27 protein-coding genes are annotated in these 25677 nt (G+C 73.8%); 16 read left to right on the top strand and 11 right to left on the bottom strand.

The genetic code is table 11. The annotated features are described in order from the left end of the window. Window positions 1-38: 38 nt before the first annotated feature. The 3 genes from GA0070623_RS14865 to GA0070623_RS14855 all read left to right on the top strand — a co-directional run bounded on the left by GA0070623_RS14865 (window position 39) and on the right by GA0070623_RS14855 (window position 2033). Window positions 39-635, top strand: a complete 597-nt coding sequence (locus tag GA0070623_RS14865; RefSeq protein WP_067306708.1) for a DNA-3-methyladenine glycosylase I — start codon at window positions 39-41, stop codon at window positions 633-635. Then, window positions 632-1216: a hypothetical protein gene (locus GA0070623_RS14860; protein ID WP_067306633.1), complete on the top strand. Its 585-nt coding sequence runs from the start codon at window positions 632-634 to the stop codon at window positions 1214-1216. The genes GA0070623_RS14865 and GA0070623_RS14860 overlap by 4 nt, the downstream gene beginning before the upstream one ends. A 64-nt stretch (window positions 1217-1280) precedes the next feature. After that, on the top strand, window positions 1281-2033 hold the full coding sequence (locus tag GA0070623_RS14855) for an SDR family NAD(P)-dependent oxidoreductase (protein ID WP_067306636.1): 753 nt from the start codon (window positions 1281-1283) through the stop codon (window positions 2031-2033). A 43-nt stretch (window positions 2034-2076) separates the two neighbouring features. On the opposite strand, the gene GA0070623_RS14850 is transcribed toward GA0070623_RS14855, so the two are convergent. Beyond that, window positions 2077-2868, bottom strand: a complete 792-nt coding sequence (locus GA0070623_RS14850) for an enoyl-CoA hydratase/isomerase family protein (protein WP_067306638.1) — start codon at window positions 2866-2868, stop codon at window positions 2077-2079. Between the two features lie 4 nt (window positions 2869-2872). Then, on the bottom strand, window positions 2873-3691 hold the full coding sequence (locus GA0070623_RS14845; RefSeq protein ID WP_067306641.1) for a PaaX family transcriptional regulator: 819 nt from the start codon (window positions 3689-3691) through the stop codon (window positions 2873-2875). 191 nt (window positions 3692-3882) lie between these two features. On the opposite strand from GA0070623_RS14845, the gene GA0070623_RS14840 reads away from it, so the two are divergent. Continuing rightward, a complete protein-coding gene (locus GA0070623_RS14840; protein WP_007455245.1) occupies window positions 3883-4050 on the top strand; it encodes a DUF3117 domain-containing protein in 168 nt (55 codons plus the stop codon). Between the two features lie 140 nt (window positions 4051-4190). Continuing rightward, window positions 4191-5657 (top strand): leucyl aminopeptidase family protein, encoded by a 1467-nt coding sequence (locus GA0070623_RS14835; protein WP_067306643.1) that lies wholly within the window; start codon window positions 4191-4193, stop codon window positions 5655-5657. Window positions 5658-5664: 7 nt separating this feature from the next. Here the strand turns inward: GA0070623_RS14835 and GA0070623_RS14830 are convergent, their stop codons facing one another. After that, window positions 5665-6273, bottom strand: a complete 609-nt coding sequence (locus GA0070623_RS14830; RefSeq protein ID WP_231932363.1) for an O-methyltransferase — start codon at window positions 6271-6273, stop codon at window positions 5665-5667. A 341-nt stretch (window positions 6274-6614) separates the two neighbouring features. Between GA0070623_RS14830 and GA0070623_RS14825 the strand changes: the two genes are divergently transcribed. Beyond that, window positions 6615-7952 (top strand): S1C family serine protease, encoded by a 1338-nt coding sequence (locus GA0070623_RS14825; RefSeq protein WP_172898520.1) that lies wholly within the window; start codon window positions 6615-6617, stop codon window positions 7950-7952. Window positions 7953-8025: 73 nt separating this feature from the next. Further along, window positions 8026-8457 (top strand): Sec-independent protein translocase family protein, encoded by a 432-nt coding sequence (locus tag GA0070623_RS14820; RefSeq protein ID WP_067306649.1) that lies wholly within the window; start codon window positions 8026-8028, stop codon window positions 8455-8457. A gap of 63 nt (window positions 8458-8520) precedes the next feature. Here GA0070623_RS14820 and GA0070623_RS14815 read toward each other — a convergent pair whose 3' ends face one another. The 3 genes from GA0070623_RS14815 to GA0070623_RS14805 all read right to left on the bottom strand — a co-directional run bounded on the left by GA0070623_RS14815 (window position 8521) and on the right by GA0070623_RS14805 (window position 11886). Further along, complete coding sequence (locus tag GA0070623_RS14815; protein ID WP_067306652.1) at window positions 8521-9669, bottom strand: P-loop NTPase; 1149 nt, start codon at window positions 9667-9669, stop codon at window positions 8521-8523. 203 nt (window positions 9670-9872) lie between these two features. After that, on the bottom strand, window positions 9873-10547 hold the full coding sequence (locus GA0070623_RS14810) for a DUF1003 domain-containing protein (RefSeq protein WP_067306714.1): 675 nt from the start codon (window positions 10545-10547) through the stop codon (window positions 9873-9875). Then, window positions 10540-11886, bottom strand: a complete 1347-nt coding sequence (locus GA0070623_RS14805) for a magnesium transporter MgtE N-terminal domain-containing protein (protein WP_084261245.1) — start codon at window positions 11884-11886, stop codon at window positions 10540-10542. The genes GA0070623_RS14810 and GA0070623_RS14805 overlap by 8 nt, the downstream gene beginning before the upstream one ends. A gap of 32 nt (window positions 11887-11918) precedes the next feature. Between GA0070623_RS14805 and GA0070623_RS14800 the strand changes: the two genes are divergently transcribed. The 6 genes from GA0070623_RS14800 to GA0070623_RS14775 all read left to right on the top strand — a co-directional run bounded on the left by GA0070623_RS14800 (window position 11919) and on the right by GA0070623_RS14775 (window position 18737). After that, window positions 11919-12788, top strand: a complete 870-nt coding sequence (locus GA0070623_RS14800) for a PhzF family phenazine biosynthesis protein (RefSeq protein WP_067306655.1) — start codon at window positions 11919-11921, stop codon at window positions 12786-12788. Window positions 12789-12986: 198 nt separating this feature from the next. Further along, entirely contained in the window at window positions 12987-13451 is a 465-nt protein-coding gene (locus tag GA0070623_RS14795) for a hypothetical protein (RefSeq protein ID WP_407938001.1), read from the top strand. A 52-nt stretch (window positions 13452-13503) separates the two neighbouring features. Continuing rightward, the gene (locus GA0070623_RS14790) at window positions 13504-14475 is read left to right on the top strand and encodes a DMT family transporter (RefSeq protein ID WP_067306659.1); all 972 of its coding nucleotides are present in this window, start codon (window positions 13504-13506) and stop codon (window positions 14473-14475) included. A gap of 211 nt (window positions 14476-14686) precedes the next feature. Next, a complete protein-coding gene (locus GA0070623_RS14785) occupies window positions 14687-16969 on the top strand; it encodes an APC family permease (RefSeq protein WP_231932362.1) in 2283 nt (760 codons plus the stop codon). A 71-nt stretch (window positions 16970-17040) separates the two neighbouring features. Further along, complete coding sequence (locus GA0070623_RS14780; RefSeq protein WP_089004059.1) at window positions 17041-18183, top strand: helix-turn-helix domain-containing protein; 1143 nt, start codon at window positions 17041-17043, stop codon at window positions 18181-18183. Then, window positions 18180-18737, top strand: coding sequence for a nucleotide-binding protein (locus tag GA0070623_RS14775; protein ID WP_067306665.1), 558 nt, complete (start codon window positions 18180-18182; stop codon window positions 18735-18737). Before GA0070623_RS14780 ends, GA0070623_RS14775 begins: the two co-directional genes overlap by 4 nt. A gap of 57 nt (window positions 18738-18794) precedes the next feature. Here the strand turns inward: GA0070623_RS14775 and GA0070623_RS14770 are convergent, their stop codons facing one another. Together GA0070623_RS14770 and GA0070623_RS14765 are read right to left on the bottom strand one after the other, a co-directional pair. Beyond that, a complete protein-coding gene (locus GA0070623_RS14770) occupies window positions 18795-19619 on the bottom strand; it encodes an SDR family NAD(P)-dependent oxidoreductase (protein WP_067306719.1) in 825 nt (274 codons plus the stop codon). Between the two features lie 135 nt (window positions 19620-19754). Then, on the bottom strand, window positions 19755-20318 hold the full coding sequence (locus GA0070623_RS14765; protein ID WP_067306668.1) for a DUF4190 domain-containing protein: 564 nt from the start codon (window positions 20316-20318) through the stop codon (window positions 19755-19757). A 185-nt stretch (window positions 20319-20503) separates the two neighbouring features. Between GA0070623_RS14765 and GA0070623_RS14760 the strand changes: the two genes are divergently transcribed. Further along, on the top strand, window positions 20504-21340 hold the full coding sequence (locus tag GA0070623_RS14760; protein ID WP_172898519.1) for an SDR family NAD(P)-dependent oxidoreductase: 837 nt from the start codon (window positions 20504-20506) through the stop codon (window positions 21338-21340). A 63-nt stretch (window positions 21341-21403) separates the two neighbouring features. Here the strand turns inward: GA0070623_RS14760 and GA0070623_RS14755 are convergent, their stop codons facing one another. From GA0070623_RS14755 to trxA, 3 genes are all read right to left on the bottom strand, one after another. Beyond that, the gene (locus tag GA0070623_RS14755) at window positions 21404-21811 is read right to left on the bottom strand and encodes a CoA-binding protein (protein WP_067306674.1); all 408 of its coding nucleotides are present in this window, start codon (window positions 21809-21811) and stop codon (window positions 21404-21406) included. 70 nt (window positions 21812-21881) lie between these two features. Next, on the bottom strand, window positions 21882-22928 hold the full coding sequence (locus tag GA0070623_RS14750; protein ID WP_067306676.1) for an Rv2578c family radical SAM protein: 1047 nt from the start codon (window positions 22926-22928) through the stop codon (window positions 21882-21884). Between the two features lie 83 nt (window positions 22929-23011). Further along, a complete protein-coding gene (gene trxA, locus GA0070623_RS14745; RefSeq protein WP_067306679.1) occupies window positions 23012-23374 on the bottom strand; it encodes a thioredoxin in 363 nt (120 codons plus the stop codon). A gap of 636 nt (window positions 23375-24010) precedes the next feature. Between trxA and GA0070623_RS14740 the strand changes: the two genes are divergently transcribed. Together GA0070623_RS14740 and GA0070623_RS14735 are read left to right on the top strand one after the other, a co-directional pair. Beyond that, the gene (locus tag GA0070623_RS14740) at window positions 24011-24517 is read left to right on the top strand and encodes a hypothetical protein (RefSeq protein ID WP_067306682.1); all 507 of its coding nucleotides are present in this window, start codon (window positions 24011-24013) and stop codon (window positions 24515-24517) included. Window positions 24518-24626: 109 nt separating this feature from the next. After that, window positions 24627-25250 (top strand): TrmH family RNA methyltransferase, encoded by a 624-nt coding sequence (locus GA0070623_RS14735; RefSeq protein WP_067306722.1) that lies wholly within the window; start codon window positions 24627-24629, stop codon window positions 25248-25250. The last annotated feature ends 427 nt before the right edge of the window (window positions 25251-25677 follow it).

Genomic DNA, 25677 nt, shown 5'->3' with positions numbered 1-25677 from the left:
GGCGACGGGTGTCAGCCCCCTGGCCTAGCGTGTACCGGGTGACTGACCTGGTGACCGGCCCCGACGGCCTGCCCCGCTGCGCCTGGGGGGCGAGCACCCCGGACTACGCGATCTACCACGACACCGAGTGGGGCCGCCCGCTACGCGGCGACGACGCCCTCTACGAACGGCTCACCCTGGAGGCGTTCCAGTCCGGGCTGTCCTGGCTGACCATCCTGCGCAAACGCGAGGCGTTCCGGCTCGCCTTCGCCGGCTTCCGGATCGAGCGGGTCGCCGCCTTCGGCGACGCCGACGTGACCCGGCTGCTCGCCGACGCGGGAATCGTCCGCAACCGGGCCAAGATCGAGGCGGCCATCGCCAACGCCCGCGCCGCGCTGGCCCTGCCCGACGGGCTCTCCGCGCTGCTCTGGTCGTACGCGCCGCCGCCCCGGGCGGCCCGGCCCGGGTCGTTCGCCGAGGTGCCGGCCACGACCCCGGAGTCCGTCGCCCTGGCCAAGGCGCTCAAGAGGCAGGGCTTCCGCTTCGTCGGCCCCACCACGGCGTACGCGTTGATGCAGGCCACCGGCATGGTCGACGACCATCTCGCGGGCTGCCACGCCGGCGCCCCCGTGGCCCGTGATGGGATGGGGGCATGACCGTGACCGACCACCGCAGCACCGGCCCGACCGACGTCGACGGCGGGCGGGGCGACGACGCCTGGGCGGTGCTGCTCCCGGCCGGGCGGTACGACGCCGAACGTCTCGTCCACCACGACACCCTGGAGCTGGCCGTCCCGGCCGGTGCGCCCGCCCTCCGCCCGGGTGACCCGGTGGCGGTGCTGGCCGACGAGCCGCCCCGGCTGGTGGCGCTGGGCCGGGTCGCCCGGCACGACGGCGGGGCGGTGCTGGTGACGTACACCCGGCGGTCGTTCGACGCGCCGGTGCCGGTGGACCGGGTCGCGGTCGCCGGCCCGGTCACCGCGCTCGACCCCGGCACCTACCGCGAGCTGGTCGACCGGCTCGGCCCGCCACCGCCCCGCCGCACCTGGCTGGTCAGCCTCGACCTGCCGATCGAGGCCGAGTCACGGGCCGAGGCGGTCCGGCTCTTCTGGTCCTACGTGCGGGAGCTGGGTCCGGCCGAGCTGCCCGCGTTCGTCTCGCCCAGCGGCGACGAGCTGGCCATGCAGGCGTTCGTGCTGGGCGTCGAGGCCAACCAGGATCCGGAGGAGGACGACTAGCCGCCGGCCCACCGGGTATGGCGCACCGGTGCCGGCAGCCGGCCGGCCGGGTGAGGGAGAGCCGATGCGGTTCCAGGACAAGGTCGCATTCGTCACCGGTGGCGCCTCTGGGCTCGGCGAGGCCACCGCCCGCCGCTTCGCCGCCGAGGGGGCCCGGCTGGTGATCGCCGACATCGACGCCGAGGGCGCCCAGCGGGTGGCCGCCGACCTGCCCGACGCGCTCGCGGTCACCGTCGACACCGGCGACGCCGGGGCGGTGCAGCGCAGCGTCGCGGAGGCGGTGGGGCGCTACGGCCGGATCGACGTCATCTTCAACAACGCCGGCATCGACGGCCGGCAGCAGCCGCTGCACGAGATGGACGTGGAGAACTGGCAGAAGGTCCGGCGGATCAACGGCGACGGCGTGTTCCACGTGCTGAAGTACGGCATCGAGGCGATGCTGCGCGGTTCCGGGGGCGCGATCGTCAACACCTCGTCGACCACCGGCCTGGCGGCGCAGGAGAACATCTCCCCGTACACCTTCACCAAGGCCGGCATCGTCGGGCTGACCCGGTCGGCGGCGGTGGAGTACGCGGCCCGCGACATCCGGGTCAACGCGGTCGCCCCGACGGTGGTGATGACCCCGCTGGTGCAGAACTTCATCGACAACGCGCCCGACCCCGCGGAGATGCGGACCCGGATGGAGTCGTTCAACCCGAAACCCGGCATGCCCACCCCGGACGACGTGGCAGGTGTGGTGCTCTTCCTCTGCTCCGACGACGCCGCCTGGATCACCGGCCACACGATCCCCGTCGACGGCGGTTACGTCGCCCGCTGACCGCCCGCCCTCGGTCCGACGGCCGGGTGGCCGTCGGGGAGGCTCAGTTGCCCTGGAAGACCGGCTTCTGCTTGTTGACGAAGGCGGTGGTGGCGGCCCGGTGGTCGGCGGTGCCGCCGCAGATCGACTGCGCCTGCGCCTCGGCGGAGAGGGCGTCGGCGAGGGTGCCGGCGTCGGCGATGGAGAGCTGCCGCTTGATCGCCCCGTACGCCACGGTCGGACCGGCGGCGAGCCGGGCGGCCAGCTCCTGCGCGGTGGGCAGCACCTGCTCGTCGTCGTCGACCAGCCGGGTGAGCAGACCCAGCCGGTACGCCTCGGCGGCGTCCACCGGCTCGGCGAGCATCAGCAGCTCGACGGCCTTGGCGTGGCCGACCAGCCGGGGCAGCGTCCAGGACGCCCCGGTGTCGGCGGCGAGACCCACCCCGGCGAACGCCATCAGGAACTTCGTCTTCGGCCCGCCGATGCGGAAGTCGGCCAGGAAGGCCAGCGAGGCGCCCGCTCCGGCGGCCATGCCCCGGACCGCGGCGACCACCGGCCTGGGCAGGTTGGCCAGCCGGGCGGCGATCGGGTTGTAGTGCGCCCGGACGGTGTCCAGCGGATCCCGGCCCGGCGACTCCAGGACCTGCACGTGCTCGCGCAGGTCCTGGCCGGCGCTGAACGAGCCACCCGCGCCGGCCAGCACCACGGCCCGGCAGGACCGGTCGGTCTCCAGCGCGGCCAGGGCGTCCCGCAGGGCCTCCTTGAGCGCCACGTCGAGGGCGTTCATCGCGGTGGGGCGGTTCATGGTCAGGGTGACCACGCCATCGGTGCGGTCGACGAGCAGCGGCTCGGTCACGTCTCTAACGGCCCTTCTGTCGGGGAACCCGGTTGCCGGCGTCGAGGCACTGCTCGACGTACCGGTCGGCGGCCGGCCGGAGCCGGGTGGCGTGCCGGTCGAAGAAGCTGGCGGCGGCGGTGCCGGGCCAGCGTTCGGGGAGCAGTGCCGGGGGGAGTTGCGGGTCCTGGAAGAGGAAGGTACGCCACGCGTGCACCAGCCGGAACCGGGCCGCGTACGCCTCCTCGTCGCCGCTGCGCACGGTGACCCCGGCCAGCTGTGCGCGCTGTTCGGCGACGAACCGTTCGTAGGCGTGCCCGATCTCGGCCAGGTCCCAGGCCCGGCGGACCACGCCCATCGCGCCGGGGGTGCCGGCGGCGTGCGCCGCGGTGAACCGCTCGTAGCGCACCCCGGCCTCCTCCAGCAGCACGTCGACGTCCTCGCTGGCCCGGGTCGCCACCCAGGTGTGTTCGTCGAGGGTGCCGTAGCCGAGGAAGCTGAGGTTGGCGGCGAGCCGCTGCCGGTCCCGGCGGGCCGTCGGCGTCGCCAGGACGAGCAGGTCGAACCGCCCGTCCCAGCTGACCCGGCCGGTGCGGTAGATCCGGGCGGCGGCCTCGTCGAGCCGGCGGACCGCCTTCGGCGTGATCGAATACCCGGGGCCGGAGGCGAGTCGCAGCGGTTCGAGCCAGCCCTGGCGGACCATCCGGGACACGGCGGTCCGGACGGCCGGCGGGGCCACCCCGAGCGGAGCCAGCAACTTCACCAGGGCGGCGACCGGTGCGCGCCCACCTCTCGTGCGGAGATGGTCACCGTAGAGGTCGAAGAGTGCCGACCGTGCCTGCATGACCGCACATTGTGACAGGCCTTCTCAAGATAAGCTAGGTGCTGTTACATCAATGCTGCTCCGGTTTGGGTCCGGCGGTGTTCATCAGGGAAAATCGTGGTCGACGCCCCCGCGTACCTTGCGGGTGGTCGGCACGAAGTGGCTGTGGGGCAGTACACCTACCCTGATGTATAGGTCTGAGGGGAGACAACATGGCGGCGATGAAGCCGCGGACGGGCGACGGTCCGCTGGAAGTCACCAAGGAGGGTCGGGGCATCGTCATGCGTGTCCCGCTGGAGGGCGGTGGCCGGCTCGTCGTCGAGATGACTCCCGACGAGGCCAACGCGCTCGGTGACGCGCTGAAGGCGGCCGCCGGCTGATCGCCGGCACTCCGCGCGGTGCCGCGCGGACGGTCCCGTGTCCCTGAGTCACCGGCGACGCCGGTGACTCAGGGACTTCGTCTGTCCCCCGCGGGTCGTCGAGGTCCCGCACCACGAACTTCCCGGAGGTACGGTCCAGCGTGCTCGCCATCAGTCTCGCCGTCGCCGTCGACCACTCGGACGTCCTCGTCCTGCCCGTCCGCGCCGCCACCGATCCGGACCACAGCGCGCCGACGCTGGTCGCCACCGCACCGCCGCCCACCGACGAGGTGCGGGCCGAGGCCGCGGCGCTGCTGCCGGTCGCCCGGCTGACCGGCCGGCCCGGCGAGACCCTGAGCCAGCTGCGTCCCGGTCGTACCCCGGGCCGGCTGATCCTGCTGGGGGTGGGCGACGGCGGGGAACGGGCCTGGCGTACGGCCGGCGCCGCCCTCGCCCGGGCCGCCGTAGCTGAGACACATGTCACGTTCGGTCTGCCGGCCGACGCGACGGCCGGGGTGGTCCGGGCGTTCGTCGAGGGTCTGCTGCTCGCCTCGTACCGGTTCCGGCTGGCCGAGGGTGAACCGCCCGCGCTGACCGGGGTGACCCTGCTGGCCGCCGAGCCGGAGGCCCTCGCCGGGGCGGTCGAGACGGCCCGGACCACCGCCCGGATGACCCGGTTCGCCCGGGACCTGACCAACACCCCCTCCTCGGTGAAGACCCCGCAGTGGTTCGCCGGTCAGGTCGCCGACGCCGCGGCCGAGCACCCCGAGCTGCACCTGCGGGTACGCGGGCCGCAGGAGCTGGCGGCCGAGGGCTTCGGCGGCATCCTCGCCGTCGGCGGCGGCTCGGCCAGCGCCCCCCGCCTGGTCGAGCTGGGCTGGCGGCCCGCCGACGCCCGGCTGCACGTCGTCCTGGTGGGCAAGGGGATCACCTTCGACACCGGCGGCATCTCGATCAAGCCGGTGTCGGCGATGAAACTGATGCGCAAGGACATGGCCGGTGCGGCGGCGGTCGTCGCGGCCACCCTCGGTGCGGCGGCGCTGCGGCTGCCCGTCCGGGTGACCGCGCTGACCCCGCTGGCCGAGAACATGGTCAGCGGTGCGGCGTTCCGCCCCGGCGACGTCATCACGCACTACGATGGCACGACCAGCGAGAGCACCAACTCCGACGCCGAGGGCCGGCTGGTGCTCGCCGACGCGCTCGGCTACGCGGCCCGGGAACTCCGCCCCGACCTGCTGGTCGACCTGGCCACCCTGACCGGCGCGAACGCGGTGGCGCTGGGTAAGCGGACCGGCGCGCTCTACAGCGACAACGACGAACTGGCCGCCGCCGTGCTGGCCGCCGTGGACGAGGCCGGCGAGGCGGCCTGGCGGATGCCGCTGCCCGCCGACTACCTGGAGTACCTCGGCAGCGACCTGGCCGACCGGCACAGCTCGCCGGCCCGGGGGGCCGGCTCGGTGATCGCGGCGCTCTACCTGCGCGAGTTCACCGGGGAGCTGCGGGACCGGTGGCTGCACATCGACATGTCCGCGCCGTCCTGGGCCGACGGCGACGACGCGGAGCTGACCCGGGGCGCGACCGGCTGGGGCGTCCGTGGCCTGCTGCGCTGGCTGGCGACCCTGGGCTGAGCTCCGGTCAGCACTTCACCGCGGTGAGCAGGCCGTGGCCGACCGGGAGGAGGGCCGGGATCCACTGCTCGGCCTCCCGGATCGCCTTGACCGTCTCCCGCATGGTGACCGTCTGGGCGTCCCGGGCGGCCGGGTCACCGATCCGACCGCCGGCGAAGCCGCCGTTGAGGGCGAGCACCCCGCCGGGGCGCAGCAGCCGCAGGGCGGCGTCGACGTACGCCGCCGATCCGGTCGCCTCGCCGTCCACGAAGATCAGGTCGTACGCGCCGTCGGCGAGCCGGGGCAGCACGTCCAGCGCCCGGCCGGTGATGATCCTGGTCCGGCCGGACGGGAAACCGGCCTCGGTGAAGATCCGCCGGGCGATCCGCTGGTGCTCGACCTCCACGTCGATGGTGGTGAGCACCCCGTCGGCGCGCATCCCGCGCAGCAACCACACGCCGCTGACCCCGGTGCCGGTGCCGATCTCCACCACCGCACGGGCGTTGCCGGCCGCGGCGAGCAGCCGCAGCGCCGCCCCGGCGCCCGGGGTGACCGCGTCGAGACCGACCTCCCGGGCGAGGCTGCGGGCCGTCCGGAGCACGATGTCCTCGCCGACGTACGACTCGGCGAACTGCAACGCCTGCGCCGTCGGGTTACCGGAACTGGCGACCGTGGCGATGGGACACCTCCGGGCGGGGTGGGGTGGTGCGACGGACGGGTGGCGGGTATGAGCCTAGAGGCGAGCCTTCCTCGACGCAGCCGCGCGTCCACCCGTGGCCGTGCCGGCGGGCCGGATCCGGTGGTGGTCGGGCCGTTCGAGGCGGGCCGGAGGCCGGTCGTGGCTGATCACGTGGGGCCGGCGGTGCCTCCGGGAGGACAAGAGCTGACCCGGCCCGGCGCATCCGTGCAATCCTGGATGGGGTGCCCCCCGCGCGTGACCGTCACCCCCGGTCGTGGCCCGGGGCACCGGGGGACGGACTGGGAGGCACCGACGTGACCGACGGCTGGGACTGGCGAGCGTCCGGCGGGACTCCGGGGTCGGCGTCGCCGCCGGCCGGGCCGCCACCGACGGGTCCGACGACCGCATACGGCGGCCACGGCGGCCCGACGTCGCCCTGGTGGTCCGACGCCCTCGCCGACCCCTGGCGCGACCCGTACGCCCCGGCGGCGGTGATCCTGCCGGGCGGGCCGGCGGCCGGGGCGGCACCCGAGCCGGTCGTCGACCCCGATGCGCCGGGGCGGCCGAAGCTGCGGCAACTGCTCCTGGTCCCGCTCGTCGTCGCGCTGCTCGCCGGCACCCTGGGCGGTGCCCTCGGGTACGCCTTCGCGGTCCGTGGCGGGGTCGGCGGCGGGGTCACCCTGGGGGCCGGTCCCGCCGAGGGGCCGGCGCTGGCCCAGCGTCGCCCGGACTCGCTGGCCGGGGTCGCCGGCCGGGTCCTGCCCAGCGTGGTGACCATCCGGGTGGCCGGGCCGGCCGGCACCAGCGAGGGGTCCGGGTTCATCGTCAGCACCGACGGTTACGTGGTCACCAACGACCACGTGGTCGCCGACGGCACCGGCCGGGTGTCGGTGACCTTCAACGACGGCAACAGCTCCCCGGCGACGGTGGTCGGCCAGGACCCGGAGTCGGACATCGCGGTGATCAAGGTGAACCGCAAGGGGCTGCGGCCGATCGAGTTCGGCGACTCCGAGTCGCTCGCGGTGGGCGATCCGGTGCTGGCCATCGGCTCACCGCTGTCCCTGGCGAACACGGTCACCGCCGGCATCATCAGCGCGGTGGACCGCACCATGCAGGCGGGGGAGCCGGGTGGGCCGGTCCGGTACTACGCCGCGATCCAGACCGACGCGGCGGTCAACCACGGCAACTCCGGCGGCCCGCTGGTCGACGCGGCTGGTCGGGTGATCGGGGTGAACTCGACCATCAAGTCGCTGGTCGCGGAGGGGCAGGAGGCGGGGAACATCGGGCTCGCCTTCGCCATCCCGATCAACCAGGCGAAACGGATCACCCAGGACATCATCGGCACCGGTAAGGCCCGGCGTACCGTGATCGGGGCCCAGGTCGCCGGGACCGGGACCGCCACCCGGGCCGGTGCCGGCGTCCGCCTGGCGGCCGTGGAGCCGGCGGGTCCGGCGGCCGGGGCGGGCCTCCAGGCCGGGGACGTGGTCCTCAAGCTCAACGGGCGGCCGATGAACGAACCCACCGACCTGATCGCCCTGGTCCGCAAGTTCGCCCCGGGGGCCGTGGTGACGGTGGAGTACCGGCGGGGCACCACCCGGCAGAACGCCTCGGTGACGCTCGCCGCGGACGCCAAGTGAGGACCGTTCACCCCCTCCCGGAGCGGGGTCTGACGTGCGTAGTCTTGGCCCCACGTGACGAGGAGGCCCCGCAGTGCTCGACAACCTGAACTGGTGGGAGATCGGCGCACTGCTGCTCCTGGCGCTGCTGATCTTCGGGGACCGGCTGCCCAACGTCATCAGCGACGGCCTGCGGATGGTGCGCAACCTGCGCGCGATGGCCCGCAACGCGACCGGTGACCTGAGCCGCGAGCTGGGCACCGACATCCAGCTGGAGGATCTGCACCCGAAGGCGTTCATCCGCAAGCACCTCCTCAGCGAGGAGGACGAGCAGGCGATCCGCAAGCCCCTCCAGGGGGTCTACGACAGCCTGCGGTCGGACGTGACCGGCGTGCACGAGGACCTCAAGGAGGTCGCCGACCGGATCGACCCGCGCGCCGCCGCCCGGAAGGCCGCTACGACGGACACCGCGCCCGCACCGGCTCCCGCGCCGGCCCCCCGGCCGAGCTACGACGACGCCACCTGACACCCGCGCCCGACCGCCGGCCCCCACCCGGGCACCATCGGCGGCGGGTGGGAGCGGCGGCGGTCAGCGGCCGGCGGGCTTGAGGCCGAGCGGCTTGCCGAGCAACGACTCGCGGCGTACCGCCAGCCGGTCGGCCACCCGGTGCAGCGCCTTCGCGGCGGGCGCGTCCGGCGCGGCCAGCACGATCGGGGTGCCCGCGTCGCCGCCCTCGCGGACCCGGCTGTCCATCGGGATCTGGCCCAGCAGCGGCACCTGCGCGCCGATCGTCCGGCTCAGCGACTCGGCCACCGCCGCGCCGCCGCCGGTGCCGAAGACCTCCATCCGGGATCCGTCCGGCAGCTCCAGCCAGGACATGTTCTCGATCACACCGACGATGCGCTGGTGGGTCTGCAACGAGATCGCGCCGGCCCGCTCCGCGACCTCGGCCGCCGCGGCCTGCGGGGTGGTCACCACGAGGATCTCGGCGTTGGGCAGCAGTTGGGCGACCGAGATGGCGATGTCGCCGGTGCCCGGGGGCAGGTCGAGCAGGAGGACGTCCAGCTCACCCCAGTAGACGTCGCCCAGGAACTGCTGCAACGCCCGGTGCAGCATCGGGCCGCGCCACACCACTGCCGCGTTGCCCGGGGTGAACATGCCGATCGAGATGACCTTCACGCCGTTCGCCTGCGGCGGCATGATCATGTCTTCGACCCGGGTGGGCTTACCGTCCGCGCCGAGCATCCGGGGCACCGAGTGGCCGTAGATGTCGGCGTCCACCACGCCGACGGCCAGGCCCCGGGCGGCCAGCGCCGCGGCCAGGTTGACCGTGACGCTGGACTTGCCGACGCCGCCCTTGCCGCTGGCCACCGCGTACACCCGGGTCCGGGTGCCCGGCTGGGCGAACGGGATCACCGTCTCGTCACCGGCGGCACCACCGCGCAGCTTGCCCTGCAACTCCTGCCGCTGCTCCGGGCTCATCACCCCGAACTCGATCTCGACGCCGGCCACCCCGGGCACCGCGCCGACGGCGGCGGTGATGTCGCCGCGCAGCTTGTCCTTCAGCGGGCAACCGGCGACGGTGAGCAGCAGCCCGACCCGGACCACCCCGTCCTCGCCGATCTCGGCGGAGCGGACCATGCCGAGGTCGGTGATGGGTCGGCGGATCTCCGGGTCGTTGACGGTGGCCAGGGCGGCCTGGATCGCGTCGGAGAGGGTGCTGACGGGAGCTGACATGCGGGCAATGCTACGTCGGCCGCGCGGGGCGACCGCCGGCAGCAGGGCCGGGTGTGAGCGAATCGATCGCCCGGTCGGGACCGTCCGCCCCAGGGGACGAAACCGGATGATCAGGGCGGAAGGCGCTCGGTGGGCTCCTGGCCGGCGGCGGACCGCCCGTGCCCCGTATGCCGGCCCCCGCCCGTGCCCCGCACGCCGCCCGGTCAGCTCTCCGGGTGACCGTCCCGGGCGTAGTCGCCGTCCCACTCGTCCCGGGGCTCGTCCAGCGGCGGTTCGCCCCCTCCGGGCCGTCGCCCACCGGTCCCGGGTCGACCTTCGCCGATCCCGGGTCGACCCTCGCCGGCCCCGGGCCAGCCGCCGGCCCGGTCCGCCTGCCGCAACTCCCGCTTCTGCCGGCGTTGGGCCGCCGCGTCGAGCTCCTCGGCCAGCCGGGCCAGCTCGGAGCGGAGGAAGTCCCGGGTGGCCACCTCGCCCAGCGCGATCCGCAGCGCGGCGACCTCCCGGGCGAGGTACTCGGTGTCCGCCTTCTGCATCGTCGCCCGGCGGCGGTCCTCCTCCAGGGCCACCCGGTCCCGGTCGGTCTGCCGGTTCTGCGCGAGCAGGATCAGCGGGGCCGCGTACGACGCCTGCAGCGACAGCACCAGGGTCAGGAACGTGAAGGTGTACGGGTCGAAGCGCAGCTCCGCCGGGGCCAGGGTGTTCCAGCCGAACCACAGCGCGATCACCACCGTCATGTAGACGATGAAGTTCGCCGTGCCCATGCCCCGGGCGATCCCCTCCGACCAGCGGCCGAAGGCCTCCGGGTCGAACCGCGGCAGCTTGACGCCCCGGGGCTCCCGTGGCTGGTCCAGCCGCTCGGTCCGCCGCTGGTCAGCCATCGGTGCCACCGCCGTTCGCCGGGTCGCCCGGATCCGCCTGGCCGGTGTCCGGGTCCGCCCGGTCGGTGCCCGGATCCCCCTCGTCGGTGCCCGGGGCCGGTACGGCGTCCCGGTCCCGCCAGTCCCGGGGCAGGGAGTGGTCCAGCACGTCGTCCACGGTGACCGCGCCGACCAGCCGGTTGTTCCGGTCGACCACCGGCATCGCCACCAGGTCGTAGGTGGCCATCCGGCGGGTGATCTCCGGCAGCGGGGTGGTCGGCCGCAACGGGTCGATGTCGTTGACCACCACCCCGCCGAGCAGGTCGGCCGGAGGCTCACGGAGCAGCCGCTGGAAGTGCGCGATGCCCAGGTAGCGGCCGGTGGGGGTGGTCATCGGCGCCCGGGTCACGAAGACCTGCGCGGCGATCGCGGGGGAGAGCTGCTCCTCCCGGATCCGGGCCAGCGCCTCGGCGACGGTGGCGTCCGGCGGCAGGATCACCGGTTCGGAGGTCATCACGCTGCCCGCCGTGCCGGAGGTGTACTTGAGCAGTTGGCGGACCGGGTCGGCCTCGTCCGGCTCCATCAGGTCGAGCAGCACGTCCTGCTCCGGCGGGGGCAGCTCGTTGAGCAGGTCGGCGGCGTCGTCCGGGTCCATCTCCTCCAGCACGTCGGCGGCCCGCTCCCGGTCCAGGGCGGCCAGGATCTCCACCTGGTCACGCTCGGGCAGCTCGCCGAGCACGTCGGCGAGGCGTTCGTCGTCGAGCGCCGCCGCGACCTCGTTGCGCCGGGCGTCGGGCAGGTCCTGGAGGGCGTTGGCCAGGTCGGCGGGGCGCATGTCCTCCAGCACGGCGAGCAGGTTGGCCGTACCCCGGTTGTCGGCGATGCCGGTCAGGCCGCGGACCCGGTCCCAGTCGACCTGGTGCAGGTGGCCGCGGCGGGTCAACCGGCTGGACTGCTCGCGGACGGCGACCCGGGACAGCGCCCACTCGCCGCCCCGGCTGCACTCCATGGCCACGTCGACCACCGCGCCGGGCTGGCCACCCGGGTCGAGCTGCACCCGCCGGTCCAGCAGTTCCTGGAGGACGAGCAGTTCGTTCGGGCGCTTGGAGAACCGGCGCAGGTTGAGGGTGCCGCTGCCGAGGACGACCGCGTCGGGGTCGATGGAGGTGATCCGGTTGATGGACAGGAAGATCCGGCGGCGCATCGGCATCTCGGCCACCAGCCCCACCACCTCGGGCGGGCGCTGGGTCGGCCGGATCCGGGCGACCGCGTCGCGGACCCGCCCCACCTGGTCGCCGTTCGGGTCGAAGACGGCGACTCCGGCGAGTCGAGCGATGTAGACCCGGTTCGGCGTACTCACGGCCCCAGCCTAAGCGCCTAGTGTTTACCACCATGTCGACCCTGGCCTACGAGATCGTGGACGTCTTCACCGACCGCCCGTTCGCCGGCAACCCCCTGGCCGTGGTCTTCGGCGCCGAAGCGCTGGCCACGGAGCAGATGCAGGCGCTGGCGATGGAGTTCAACCTGTCGGAGACGGTGTTCGTGCTGCCGCCGACCCAGGTGGGCGCCACGTACCGGGCGCGGATCTTCACACCGACCGGGGAGCTGCCCTTCGCCGGTCATCCCAGCGTGGGCGCGGCGGTCACCGCCAGCCGCTGTGGCCTGTTCCCCGCCGGGTCGGTCAGCCAGGAGTGCCACGCCGGGGTGCTGCCGATCGAGGTGACCGCGACCGGTGCCACCCTGACCGGCGGCACCTGCACCCTCGGGCCGGAACTCGACCCGGAGCCGCTGCTGGAGATGGCCGGGCTCACCGCCGCCGACCACGCCGGCCCGTCCCCCCGGGTGGCCGGCTGCGGGCTGGAGTTCCCCTACCTGCCGGTGCACCCGGACGCGGTGCCCCGCGCCCGGGTCAACGCCGCGGCGGCCCAGCGGTACGGGGTGGAGCACGTCAGCGTCTTCTCCTGGGACGCCGACACGCGCACCGCGCACGCCCGGGTCTTCGTGCCGGGGCTCGGGGTGCCGGAGGACCCGGCCACCGGCTCGGCCGCCCTGGGGCTGGGGGTGTGGCTGGTCGCCAGCGGTCTGCTCCCCGGCGAGGGCCGCTCCGGGTACGCCGTCCGGCAGGGCGTGGAGATCGGTCGCCCGTCCGAGCTGGCCTGCACGGTGACCGCCGTGGACGGGCAGGCGGTCGGCACGACAGTGGCCGGTCAGGTGATGCCGGTGGCCCGGGGCGAGATCCTGGTCCCCCCGTTCGTCGGCTGACCACGGAGCGCGCCGGCCGGCCGGGCACGGGCTCCGGACCCGCCGTCGTGCGGGCGGGCGGTCGAGGGCGGCGGTCGGGGGCGACGGTGACCCGGCGGAGTCGACGGTCGGGTGTCGTCCGGGCGGGAGCTGCGAGAGGATGCGGGGGTGACGGACGAGGTGGACGCTCCCCGGTCGACGCCCCTGGTCGACGAGGCGATGAAGAAGGCCGCCGTGGCCTGGGTGGCGGTCGGTGCCGGTGCGCCGACCGCGCTGTGGTGCGTACCCCTGGAGGGGTCGTTGTTCGTGGTCAGCGGGCCGGGAGAGCAGGCCGCGCCGGGCCTGGCCGACGCCGACGCCGCCCGGGTGACCCTGCGCGGCGACCACGGCGGACGCATCGTGACCTGGCCGGCCCGGGTGACCCGGCTGGCCCCGGGCACCCCGGAGTGGGAGACGGCGGCCCCGCTGGTGGCGGCGAAGCGGCTGAACGCCTCCGGCCCGACCGCCGACCTGGTGGCCCGCTGGGCGGCCGACGGCTGTGCGCTGACCCGGCTCGCCCCGGACGGCCCGCCGGACGCCGGGACGGCCCTGCCGGACACCTCGCTGGCCGCCGAGCCACGCGGTGCGGCCGTGGTCCGGGCCACCCGCAAACCCTTCCGTCTGCACCGGGTCCGCCGCCGCTGATCCGTCGCCCGACCCCACCGCCCCGGTGCCGGGCGTGTGAGGATTACTCCCCGTGTCCTCCGCCCACCCGCGCCCGCCCGTCGATCCGCTGACCGTCGGCGTCCTCGCGCTCGCCGTCGCCTCGGTCTCGTCGTCGGCCCCGCTGATCGCCTTCGCGGCGGCACCGGCGCTGGCCGTCGCGTTCTGGCGCACCCTGCTCTCGACCGTCGTGCTCGCGCCCTTCACGCTGACCCGCCGCCGGGTCGAGCTCCGCACGCTGACCGTGGGGGCGGCCCGCAGGGAGGGCTGGTACTGCGTGCTGTCCGGGGTGGCGTTGGCCGCGCACTTCGCCACCTGGATGCCGAGCGCCCAGCTCACCTCGGTGGCGGCGGCCACCGCGCTGGGCGCGACCCAACCGGTGTGGCAGGGGCTGATCGCCCGCTGGCAGGGCCGGCGGCTGCCGTCCGCCGTCTGGGTCGGTATCGGGCTGGCCGTGACCGGCGCGGTGCTGGCCACCGGCGCGGACGTCGGGGTCTCCGGCCGGGCCTTCGCCGGTGACCTGCTCGCGGTGGTCGGTGGGATGTTCGCCGCCGTCTACACCGCGTTCGGCGAGCGCGCCCGCGCCACCATCAGCACCGCCACCTACACCACCATCTGCTACGGGGTGTGCGCGCTGGTCCTGCTGGTCGTCTGCCTGGTCGGCGGGGTACGGCTGCACGGCTACGGCTCCGGCACCTGGCTGGCGATCCTCGGGCTGGTGGCGGGGGCACAACTGCTCGGTCACTCGATGTTCAACCACGCGCTGCGCCGGGTCTCGGCGACCACGATCAGCGTGCTGATCCTGCTGGAGGCACCCGGCGCGGCGCTGATCGCCTGGGCCTGGCTGGGCCAGCTGCCGCGCCCGCTCGCCCTGCCCGGGTTGGCGCTGCTGCTCGTCGGGGTGACAGTGGTGGTGCTCGGCGGATCCCGCGCCGGCCGTCGCCCCGTCCCGGCGGCGCTCCCCGCCGACGCCGCCCCATCGCCGTCCCGTCCGCCGGCCGGCTGACCTCCCCGTCCCGCCCGGCCGCCCGTCCCGCCCGTCCCGCCCGGCCGCCCACCCCGGCGGCCCGTCCTGTCCGGCTGTCCTCCGCGGCCGGCCGGACCCGGTCCCGGCCGTGCACGGGGAGCCCGTTCGTCGCGATTCCGCCCGAACGGCGGGCGGGGATCCCGTCCGCGCGTGAGAGTGCGGGGGGAGGTGGGCGATGCCGGGGTGGAGCATGGACGACGACCGCAGCGACACCGTGGTCACCCCGTCGGCCGAGTTCCCGCCGCTCGACCCCGCCGAGGTGGACACCCTGCGCCGGGTCGGCGCGCAGTGGCGGACCGGGGTGCCGCGCGCCCTGCCGGTCGACCCGACCCTGGGCCGGTACCGGAGCCGACCGGCCCCGGGCCGGTTCAGCCGGCTGACCCCGATCGCCCTGTTCCGGCCCGAGCAGGATGACCGGCCCGAGCAGGATGACCGGCCCGAGCAGGATGACCGGCCCGAGCGGGATGACCGGGGCGGGCGGGACGGGCTGGTCGCCGCCGAACCCGCGAACCGTCCCGACTCCGGCCTCGGGCGGCGGCTGGGCCGGGTCCGGCGGGCGGTGCTCGGGCCACCGCTGGCCAGCGCGGCGGTGCTGCACGAGCGGATGCGCAAACTGGTGGCCCTGCCGGTGCTCTCCTCCGACCTGCTCAGCTCGGTGGCGTACGGGCCGGAGGCGCTGCTGACCGTGCTGGTGCTCGCCGGCAGCGGGGCGCTGGGCCTGACCCTGCCGCTGTCGGCCGGGCTGGTGCTGCTGATGGTCGCCGTCGGGATCTCGTACCGGCAGACCATCCCGGCGTACCCGCACGGGGCCGGCTCGTACCTGGTGGCGGGGGACAACCTGGGGGTCGGTGCGGGGCTGACCGCCGCCGCCGGGCTGATGCTGGACTACGTGCTGACCGTGTCGGTGTCGATCGCCGCCGGGATGCACGCGGTCACCTCGGCACTGCCGGGGCTGACGCCCTTCACCGTGCCGCTCGGGGTGCTGGTGATCCTGCTGCTGCTCGCCGGCAACCTGCGGGGGGTGCGGACCGCGGGCAACATCTTCGTCCTGCCGACGTACGCCTTCGTCGCCGCCGTGCTGGGGCTGCTGGTGGTGGGCTACCTGCGGGCGGCGGGACGGGGCTTCGCGCCGGTGGCCCCGCCGGTCGTGCCGGCGACGGAAGGGCTGGGTCTGCTGCTGGTGCTGCGGGCGTTCGCCTCCGGGGCGGTGTCGATGACCGGCATCGAGGCGGTCTCCAACGCGGTCCCGGCGTTCCGCCCGACGGAGTGGCGCAACGCCCGCACCACGCTGTCCTGGATGGTGGCGATGCTGGTGGTCCTCTTCGCCGGGCTGACCCTGCTGATCCACCTGACCGGCCTGGTGCCCCGCCCCGGTGAGACGCTGCTGTCCCAGCTCGCCCGGGTCACCTTCCCGACCGGCCCCTGGTACGCCGTCGTCCAGGCGACCACCGCGCTGATCCTGCTGCTCGCCGCGAACACCGCGTTCAACGACTTCCCCCGGCTGCTGTTCTTCATGGCCCGCGCCGGCCACGCGCCGCGCCGCTTCCTGCACCTGGGCGACCGGCTGGCGTTCGGCAACGGGCTGGTGGCGTTGGCCGGGACGGCGACCGTCGTGTTCGTCGCGTTCGGTGGACACACCGAGAAGCTGATCCCGCTGTACGCGGTGGGGGTGTTCCTCGCCTTCACCCTGTCGCAGAGCGGCATGGTGGTGCACTGGCGGCGGCACCGGGGCGTCGGCTGGCGGCGTCGGGTGCTGGTCAACGGGGTGGGCGCGGTGCTGTCCGGCCTGGTGCTGTTGACCGCTGCGGTGGCGAAGTTCACCGAAGGGGCGTGGGTGGTGGTGATCGCCGTACCCCTGCTGGTGCTGCTCTTCCACCGGGTGCACCGGCACTACCGCGCCCTGCACGCCGCCCTGGCCCTGCGACCCCCGCCGGGCGGCCGGCAGCCCGGGGTCCGGCCGTCGCGGGTGGCGGCCGGGCCGCCCGCCGTCTCTCCGCCCGCCGTGCCTCCGCCCGCCGTGCCAGCGCCGGGCGCCGGGTCCGTCGAGTGGGAGGAGGTGCCGCAGGAGCTGCGGCACCTGGTGGTGGTCCCAGTGGTACGGCTCAACCGGGCGTCGATGCGTGCCCTGGCGTACGCGGTGTCGCTGGGAAGGCCGACGCTGGCGGTGCACCTCGCCCCGGAGGAGGCCGAGGCGGACCGGTTCCGGGAGCAGTGGCGGGCCTGGGGGGACCACGTCCGGCTGGAGACGATCGTCTCGCCGTACCGGGCGGTGATCGGGCCGCTGGCGCACTACCTGGCGGCGCTGCACGCCGCCGCGCCGGAGCTGGTGCTGACCGTGGTGGTGCCGGAGGTGGTGCTGCGCCGGCCCTGGCACCGCCTGCTGCACAGCCGCACCGGACACCGGCTGCGCAGGGCGTTGCGCGCATTGCCCGGTGTGGTGGTGACCAGTATCCCGGTCCACGTGGTCGAGTAGCGCGGCTGTCCGCCTGGTGGTTTCTACCGCTTGTGTCCCGTGTCACAGTCGTAGTGTGCGAGAATCGCACTGTGGCTGATATCGACGCACGGACGCTGGGGGAGCGCATCCGAGAGGCGCGTAAGCGTGCAGACCTTAGCCAAGAGGACCTCGGTCAGGCGGTGGGCATCGAGCGCACAGTCATGAACAAGATCGAGAGTGGCGTACGCAAGGTCACGGCACTCGAGTTGGCGGACATCGCCGCCGCGGTCGGTGTGCGCATGTCGACGTTCTTCGAGGAGCCTATTCCCGCGCTCGTCGCGCATCGGTCGAGCCAGGGGCTGGACACCGCGGACTCACAGGTCGACGCCCTGCTTACGAAGTTCGCCAGCGAGGTCGAATTCGTCGCCTCGTTGGGCGTCGGCGAACTGGGGCTCGATGGTGCCGAGGCGGTCGTCCGGGCCCACATCACACCGCCTGCAACCAACGCCGAGGCCGAGTCACTTGCGATGCAGGCGCGCGACTTGCTGGCCCTGCCGGCGGCGGAGCCGATCCACCATTTCGCCGAACGGGTCGCCGACGTCGGGCTCTTGGCGTTCTCTCGCGATATCGGCAAAGATACGGCGGACGCTGGGTCGATCCTGTTGCCCCGTGGCGGTGTGTGTCTCGTCAACAGCCACATGAAGGTCGGCCGTAGGAGACTCGCCCTGGCGCACGAACTCGGTCACTACCTCATCGCGGACACCTACACCATCGACTGGCGAGTGGCCGACCACTCCGATCACGCCGTCCCCCTGGAGTCACGCCTCGATCGCTTTGCGCGCGCGTTGCTGCTCCCCGAGGCTGCGGTCACCCTGCAGTGGGATGAAAAGGCGTCCCGGTCGGGAGAGCGTGCTGCGGCGATCCACCTGGCGAGTGTCTTTCGGGTTGACATGGCCACCCTCGCGACGCGCCTGAAAGAATTGAGCCTAGCCGACAGTGAGACGGTCGCCTCGGTACGCAAGTACCGCACGAATCAGACTGACATCGTAGAGATGGGTCTCAACGTCCCCCCGGAGGAGTTGGCGGGGACGACGGTTCCTCGACCGTTCGCCCGTGCGGTGCTGCGGCTCGTGCGGGATGAGCGCATCAGCCGCGAACGAGCCCTGGACCTACTTCAGGGCACATTCGACGAGGTGGACCTGCCGCAGAGCAGAGAGCGGCGGACCGACGAGATCTGGCGCTTTGTGTCGTGACGGTTCCCGAGAACGCCCTGGTCTTCGACACCGGGCCGTTGCGCCATTTTGCGAAGCAGGGATGGCTGGGGGTCCTGCGTTTTCTCGCCGAGGGTCGACCCGTCTACATCCCCGACAGCGTGGAGCGTGAGCTCAATCGTGCTGTCGAGCACGTGGCGGCCGCTCGTGCGGTGCTCGACGCAGACTGGATCCATGTTCACAGGTCAACCGACTTCGATTTCATCGAAGCGTTCGCCCACTATGACGACCGGTTGGTGGCTGACGGTAAGAACCTTGGTGAGTGCGGGGTGCTCGCCATGGGGCAGGTCTACAAGTGTGAAGTGGTGCTGGACGATGCCACCCCGCGCCAGATTGCCGAAGAAAGAGGTATCCGGGTCACGGCGACCGTCCCGCTGCTGTGCGAGGCGGTCCGCACGAAAAGGCTCACCATGCTGATGGTCGAAGAGTTGGTCGACCATCTTCTGGAAGGTGAGTACTTCCTGCCCTTCGGCGTCGGCGGCTTCCGCCGTCATGTTCTGGAGAACGGGCTTCTGGAATACGACGAGCTGCTGTGACCCCGTCCTCCTGCGTCACGGTGGCAGGCACGGATGGTCGTTCCGTCGCAGCCCGTTTCAGGCTCCGATGCCGACGGCCTTGGCGCTGGCGGTCCAGAGGCGGGCGGCCAGAGCCGGGTCGGTGGCGCGCGGCCACGGCCGGCGCAGTCGCCGGTCGGCGTAGTAGCCGCCGTCGACCAGCCGGGAGGCGGGCTGGTTGGCGAGCCAGACCAGGGTCTCCGCGCCCTTCTCCGGGCTGCGGAACGGCATCAGCCGCATGCCGAGGGCGACCAGCTTGCTGTCCGCGCCGAACCGGGTCCGCACCACCCCGGGGTGGAACGAGTACGCCGGCACGTCCGGCCAGCGTCGGGCCGCCTCGGCGGTGAACAGGATGTTGGCCTGCTTGCTGGTGCCGTACGCGCGCATCGGCCGGTAACGGCGCAGCGGGGCGTTGAGGTCGTCCGGGTCCAGGGTGCCGCTGCGGTGCGCGCCGGAGGCGGTCACCACCAGCCGGCCGACCCGATCGACGAGCAGGTTGCTCAGCAGGAACGGGGCCAGGTGGTTGGCCTGGATGGACAGCTCGAACCCGTCGACCGTGGTGAGCGGCTGCAACACGATCGCCCCGGCGTTGTTCGCCAGCACGTCGATCCGGTCGTACGCCGCCCGCAGCCGCTCGGCGAGCCCGCGCACGTCGTCCAGCACGGCGAAGTCGGCGCGGAAGAGTTCGGGGCGCTCGCCGGACGCCTCGCGTACCCGGTCACCGGCGGCCTGGAGGCGGGCCGGATCCCGGCCGACCAGCACCACCCGGTCGCCCCGTCGGGCCAGGGCCACGGCGGCGGCCAGCCCGATGCCGGAGCTGGCCCCGGTCACCACCACGGTCCGCCGCCCGGTGAGATCTTCCACAGGTCCGTTCACCCCGGTCACCGCACGAGGTTACCGCGGTGTCACCGGTCTCCGGCGGCCGGAACGGGCCGGTCGTCCCGCCGCAGCGGTGACCGGTCGGGCCGCCCCGGGCCTCCCGGGGCGGCCAGGACGGGCTCAGTACGTGGTCCCGTAGCCGGTCGACGACTCCTGGTTGGCCAGCCAGACGAAGAAGACCACGATGGCGATGGTGGCCAGCACCGCGATGACGGTGCAGATCCAACCGACGACGATGCCGGCGGTGGCGAAGCCCGAGCCACCCTCGCCACGCTCTTTGATCTGCTTGCGGGCCACGTGGCCGAGGATCGCGCCGATGACGCCGATGTAGCCGCCGAGGCCGTAACCGCACAGGCCGATCGCGCCGATGATCGAAACGATCATCGAGGCGATGGCGAGGCCGTTCTGCGTGGGTGGGGGTTGGTAGCCGCCGTAACCGGGATACCCGGCCGCCGGCGGGTAGCCGACCGGCTGCGGGTAGCCGGCCGCGGCGGCGTACGGGTCGACCGGGCCGGCCTGGGCCGGGATGCCCGGCGCACCCGCGTACGGGTCGACCGGGGCGTACGGGTCCTTGCCGATGGGTGGGACGGAAACCGGTGGGGCGCTGGCCGGCAGGGTCGGATCGGGCTGGTGACCCGACCATGCCGGGTCCTGCCAACCGTCGGAGGGCGGGGGGTAGGTCATGTGATCTTCTCCGTCGCATGTAGGTGCGCCGTCAGGGTAGCCAGGCCCCGACAGTGCCGAGGTCCGCCCGTGGTGGCTCGTTGCCCGCGCCCTGCCGAACGGGCAGGATGCCCGGCATGGCTATCGACGCGCGTGGGGCCGACCGATCCGGCAGTCGACCGAGGCGGGACGTGAGCCGACCGGGCCTGGCCCGGCGTACCCGCGCCACGGCCGCCGGCAGCCAGCCCGGCCAGGACGAGCCGGTGCCGGTGGCCGATCCGGTGACCATGCGGCTGGACGGGCGGGTCGCCCTGGTCACCGGCGCGGGCAGCGCGGACGGCATCGGGTACGCGACCGCCCGCCGCCTGGCCGACCTGGGTGCCCGGGTGGCGATCGTCTCCACCACCCGGCGGATCCACGAGCGGGCCGGTGAGCTGGGCGTGACCGGCTTCGTCGCCGACCTGACCGACGAGTCCGAGGTCGGCGCGCTCGCCGACGCGGTGGCCGAGCAGCTCGGTGACGTCGAGGTGCTGGTCAACAACGCAGGCCTGGCCAGCCGGGCCAGCCCCGAGGTACTGCGCCCGGTGGCCCAGCTCAGCTACGACGAGTGGCGCGGCGAGATCGACCGGAACCTGACCACCGCCTTCCTGTGCAGCCGGGCCTTCATCAGCGGGATGGCCGAACGCGGCTGGGGGCGGATCGTCAACCTCTCGGCGACCGCCGGGCCGGTGAACGCCCTGCCGACCGAGGCGGCGTACGCGGCGGCCAAGGCGGGGGTGGTCGGGCTGACCCGGGCGCTGGCGATGGAGATGATCGCCGACGGGGTGACGGTGAACGCGGTGGCCCCGGGGACGATCTACACGGCGGCCTCCACCATGGCGGAGATCAAGCAGGGGCTGGGCACGCCGGTCGGCCGTCCCGGCACCCCGGACGAGGTGGCCGCCGCGATCAGCTTCCTCTGCTCACCGGCGGCGTCGTACATCACCGGGCAGATGCTGGTGGTGGACGGCGGCAACAGCGTCCGGGAGGCACAGTTCCGCTGATCGGTAGCCGGTGCCGGACGCTACCGGCAGCGACGGGCTTGCCGCCCCCCGTCGGGGGACCGGTCACCGGGGCGGGGTGAGGTCGGCGGCGGCCCGTTCGACGATCAGGCAGCGGTCCTCGACGTAGTCCATGCCGGCCTCCTCGGCGATCCGCCGGGCCTCGGCCGAGACGATGCCGAGCTGGAGCCAGACCGCCGGAGCGCCGATCGCCGCCGCCTGACGCACCACCTCCACCGCGTCCCCGGCCGGTCGGAAGACGTCCACCAGGTCCACCGGGTGCGGGATGTCGGCCAGCGAGGCGTACGCCCGTTCCCCGAACAACTCGTCCACCGCCGGGTTGACCGGGATGATCCGCCAGCCGTACCGCTGCATCTGCGCCGGCACCCGGTGTGCGGCCTTGCCCGGGTCGCGGGACGCGCCAACGACGGCGATCACGGCGGAGTCGGCGAGGAGCTGCTGGGCGGTCCGCATCCGCCGAGCCTAGCCCGGCCGGGTGCCGGCGCGGGTGGCCGAGACCGGCACGGACGGGCCGCGCCGGTCCTCACAGCAGGGCGAGCTGTTCGGGGGCGGGCGCGGGCGGCGGGACCGGCGGTCGTCGGGTGTCGCCGGGCTCGCCCCGGTGCAGGCCGTGCCGGCGGGCCGCGATCCGCACCCGGGCGGTCAGCTCCCGCTGGTACGCCTGCGGCGGGTAGGCCCCGGACCGGTACAGCTCGCGGTACCGGGGCACCAGCTGCGGGAACTGCCGGCCGAGCCAGTGCGCGTACCACTGGCGGGCCCCCGGCCGCAGGTGCAGCGCCAGCGGGGTGACGCTGGTGGCTCCGGCGGCGGCGATCGCCGAGACGGTGGCGTCGATCGACTCGTCGCCGTCGCTGAGGCCGGGCAGGATCGGGGCCATCAGCACCCCCACCGCGAAACCGGCGTCGGTGAGGCGGCGTACCGCGTCGAGCCGGCGTCGCGGGCTCGGGGTGCCCGGCTCGACCGCCCGCCACAGCGCCTCGTCGACGAAACCCACCGAGAACGACAGGCCGACCCGGGTCGCCTCGGCGGCCTGACGCAGCAACGGCAGGTCCCGCAGGATCAGGGTGCCCTTGGTGAGGATCGAGAACGGGTTGCCGAAGTCGCGTAGCGCCTCGATGATCGGCGGCAGCAGCCGGTAGCGCCCCTCGGCCCGCTGGTAGCAGTCGACGTTGGTGCCCATCGCGATGGCCGCGCCGCGCCAGCGCGGGGCGGCCAGCTCGCGTCGGACCAGCTCCCCGGCGTTGACCTTGACGATCACCTTGCGGTCGAAGTCCGCACCGGCGTCGAGGTCGAGATAGGTGTGCGAGTTGCGGGCGAAGCAGTAGACACAGGCGTGGGTGCAGCCCCGGTACGGGTTGATCGTCCAGCTGAACGGCACCCGCGAGCCGCCCGGCACCCGGTTGATGATCGACTTTGCCCGCACCTCGTAGAACGTCATGCCCGCGAAGTCTGGCGTGTCGAAGGTGCGGGCCACCGCTCCGGGCAGCGCCAGCGGCAGGGGTGGCGCCGCTGGCGCTGCCCGGTCGGGATGCTCCTCGTCCGGGGGAGCGGAGAGGTGCTCCCAGCGCATGACGCCTATTCGAACACGTGTGCGATAGTCGGCGCAAGTCGACGGCGGCCGGACCCCGTGGACCCGGCCGCCGTCGGCGGTGCTCAGTGCTGGTGGTTGGCCAGCTGCTTGCGGACGTCGTCCATGTCGAGGGCCTGGACCTGCTCGATCAGGTTCTCCAGGGCCGACTCGGGCAGCGCGCCGGGCTGGGCGAAGACGATCACGCCGTCCCGGATCGCCATGATCGTGGGGATCGACCGGATGTCGAACTTGGCGCCCAGCTCCTGCTGGGCCTCGGTGTCGACCTTGCCGAAGGTGATCTCCGGGTGCTTCTCCGACGAACGCTCGTAGACCGGGGCGAACCGCTTGCAGGGGCCGCACCACTCGGCCCAGAAGTCGACCAGCACGATGCCGTCGCTCGCGGTCACCTCGTCGAAGTTGGCCGTGGTCAGCTCGACGGTTGCCATTGGACTCTCCGATCAGCGCGGATTGCTTTTTCGTCCGGTAGAACCAGGCGGTACCCCGGCAAATTCCCGGGTGGCGGACGCCGAAACCGGTGCGGGTGGGGCGGTCCGCTCACGCCCATCGAACCGGCGCTGTCGATGTACGCATGCGGACTGCACTTGCACGACGCATTTGCGTGACCGCCCGTGATGGGAGCGTTTCCAGGGAGATCGCCCCCCGGAGCAGCGGGCATGCCGCCATCGACGTCCTGACGAGGTGCTATCTAGGCTGCGGAGATCGCTCTCTCGTTGATCGTTAATGACTCTCCGTATTGTTACGAAAAGATAAATGTGACCTCCGTCTCTGTCCGTCCGTCGCTTCCGTGGGGCAGACTCTTGGACATCAGAGCGTGGGCGGCGGGTGCCGGGGAGGGCCCCGCCGCTCATTGCGTCTCCCCCCGGGTGAACACCGGTGTGACATTTACCCGTCACCCCCGCCCCCGGTATCTCCTTAACCAGCGGTAAGGCGCAAACCGACGGTACGGCGCGCCCGGTGCACCCCGTGGTCACCCGGCGGAGGCGGACGGACGCGGTCCGGCCCGCCGCCACGCGGCCGCGCGGATCGGGGTGGACCGGCCCGGCCCTGCGCCCGGCGGGCTTATGCTGGCGGCGGAGGTCCTGATGAGCCACTCCCTCGCCGGAGAGCCGCCCTCTGCCGGACGGCGTGCCGCACCGCTGACCACCGCCGGCTACTCCACCCGCGAGTGGGGCCTGCTCACCACCCTGCCCGGCCGGGTGCTGGTCGCCGCCGCCTCGCCCGGTCCCGGACGCCCGGCGCGTACCGTCGCCGCCGGCCTCGTCGGGCTGGACGCGCTCGCCGCCGGCCGGGCCTCCGACAGCGACCTGGTCCGCGCCGTGGTGGCGACGATCTACGCCCGGGACGACAGCTCGACCACCCCGACCGGTGGGCTGGCCGGGGCGGCGGACCTCCCGCCGGTCTGCCGTGCCGTGGTGCGGGTGCTGCGCCGACGGGCGGACCCGGCCGACTCGGCCGCGTACCGGCAGTGGGTCGAGTCGGTGGCGGTCCGGGTGTGCCGGGCCGGCGACCCGGATCCGACCGACCAGCGGTTCCTGGACCGCCTCGGCGACGCGCTGGGCCTGCGGTGACCGGAGCCGACCCGGTGGACGCGGCGACCCGCGGGTGCCCGTGCCGGCCGGGTCCGGACGCGGGGTGGTGTGCGACAGTCGCGGCCCGGGTCCGTACCCTCTCGGGATCGTGACCGAGGACCAACTCGACGTGGGTGTCGGACCGTGGCCCGGCGACCCGCCGGACGACCCCCGCTACGACCCGGAGCTGCTCGCCGCGGGCGACCGGCGCAACGTGGTGGACCGGTACCGCTACTGGCGGCGGGAGGCCGTCGTGGCCGACCTGGACGCCCGGCGGCACGACTTCCACGTGGCCATCGAGAACTGGCAGCACGACTTCAACATCGGCACGGTGGTCCGCAACGCCAACGCCTTCCTCGCCGCCGAGGTGCACATCGTCGGGTTGCGTCGGTGGAACCGTCGGGGTGCGATGGTCACCGACCGGTACCAGCACGTCCGGCACCATCCGACGATCGACGGGTTCGTCGGGTGGGCCGCCGACCACGACCTGCCGGTGGTCGGTATCGACAACCTGCCCGGTTCCCGGCCGCTGGAGACCACCACCCTGCCCCGGCGCTGCGTGCTCCTCTTCGGTCAGGAGGGTCCAGGTCTCTCCGACGCCGCCCGGGCCGCCTGCGACCAGCTCTTCTCGATCGCCCAGTACGGTTCGACCCGGTCGATCAACGCCGGGGTGGCCAGCGGCATCGCCATGCACGCCTGGATCCGCGCGTACGCCGCCGCCCCGCCGCCCTGACCCGCCCGCGCGGGTCCGGCGCCGCGACCACCGAGATGGAGCTGGTGAGCTGGCCGACCCGCCCGCCCGCGCGGGCCCGGCCACCACCGCGTCCGGGGGCGCGACGGCGAAGAGCGACCCGCCCGCCCGCGCGGGCCCGGCGCGTCAGCGACGGACGGCGCGTGCCCGGCCCAGCGGCAGAGGGCCGGCCGCCCCGGCGCGGTCAGCGCCCGCCCGGCGCGTGCGCCGCCCGCGTCACCGCCGTCTCCGACCCGCCCCGCGCGGGCTCGGCGGCACCGGAGATCGCGGCCCTCCCGGTGGGGCGGATCCGCCCCGGAACCCCAGGTGGACGGCGGGGAGGCGGGGGGATCGGGAGACGGCGTGTCGGCGGGGTCGGCTTGACGGACCCGGATCGTGGGGCCACGGTGGGGATGTGAGTGTCGTGGTG

This window comes from Micromonospora rifamycinica, assembly GCF_900090265.1.
In the GTDB taxonomy this organism is placed as follows: domain Bacteria; phylum Actinomycetota; class Actinomycetes; order Mycobacteriales; family Micromonosporaceae; genus Micromonospora; species Micromonospora rifamycinica.
The sequence above is the reverse complement of the archived record's forward strand: the minus strand, read 5'-3'. Positions and strand labels throughout refer to the sequence as shown.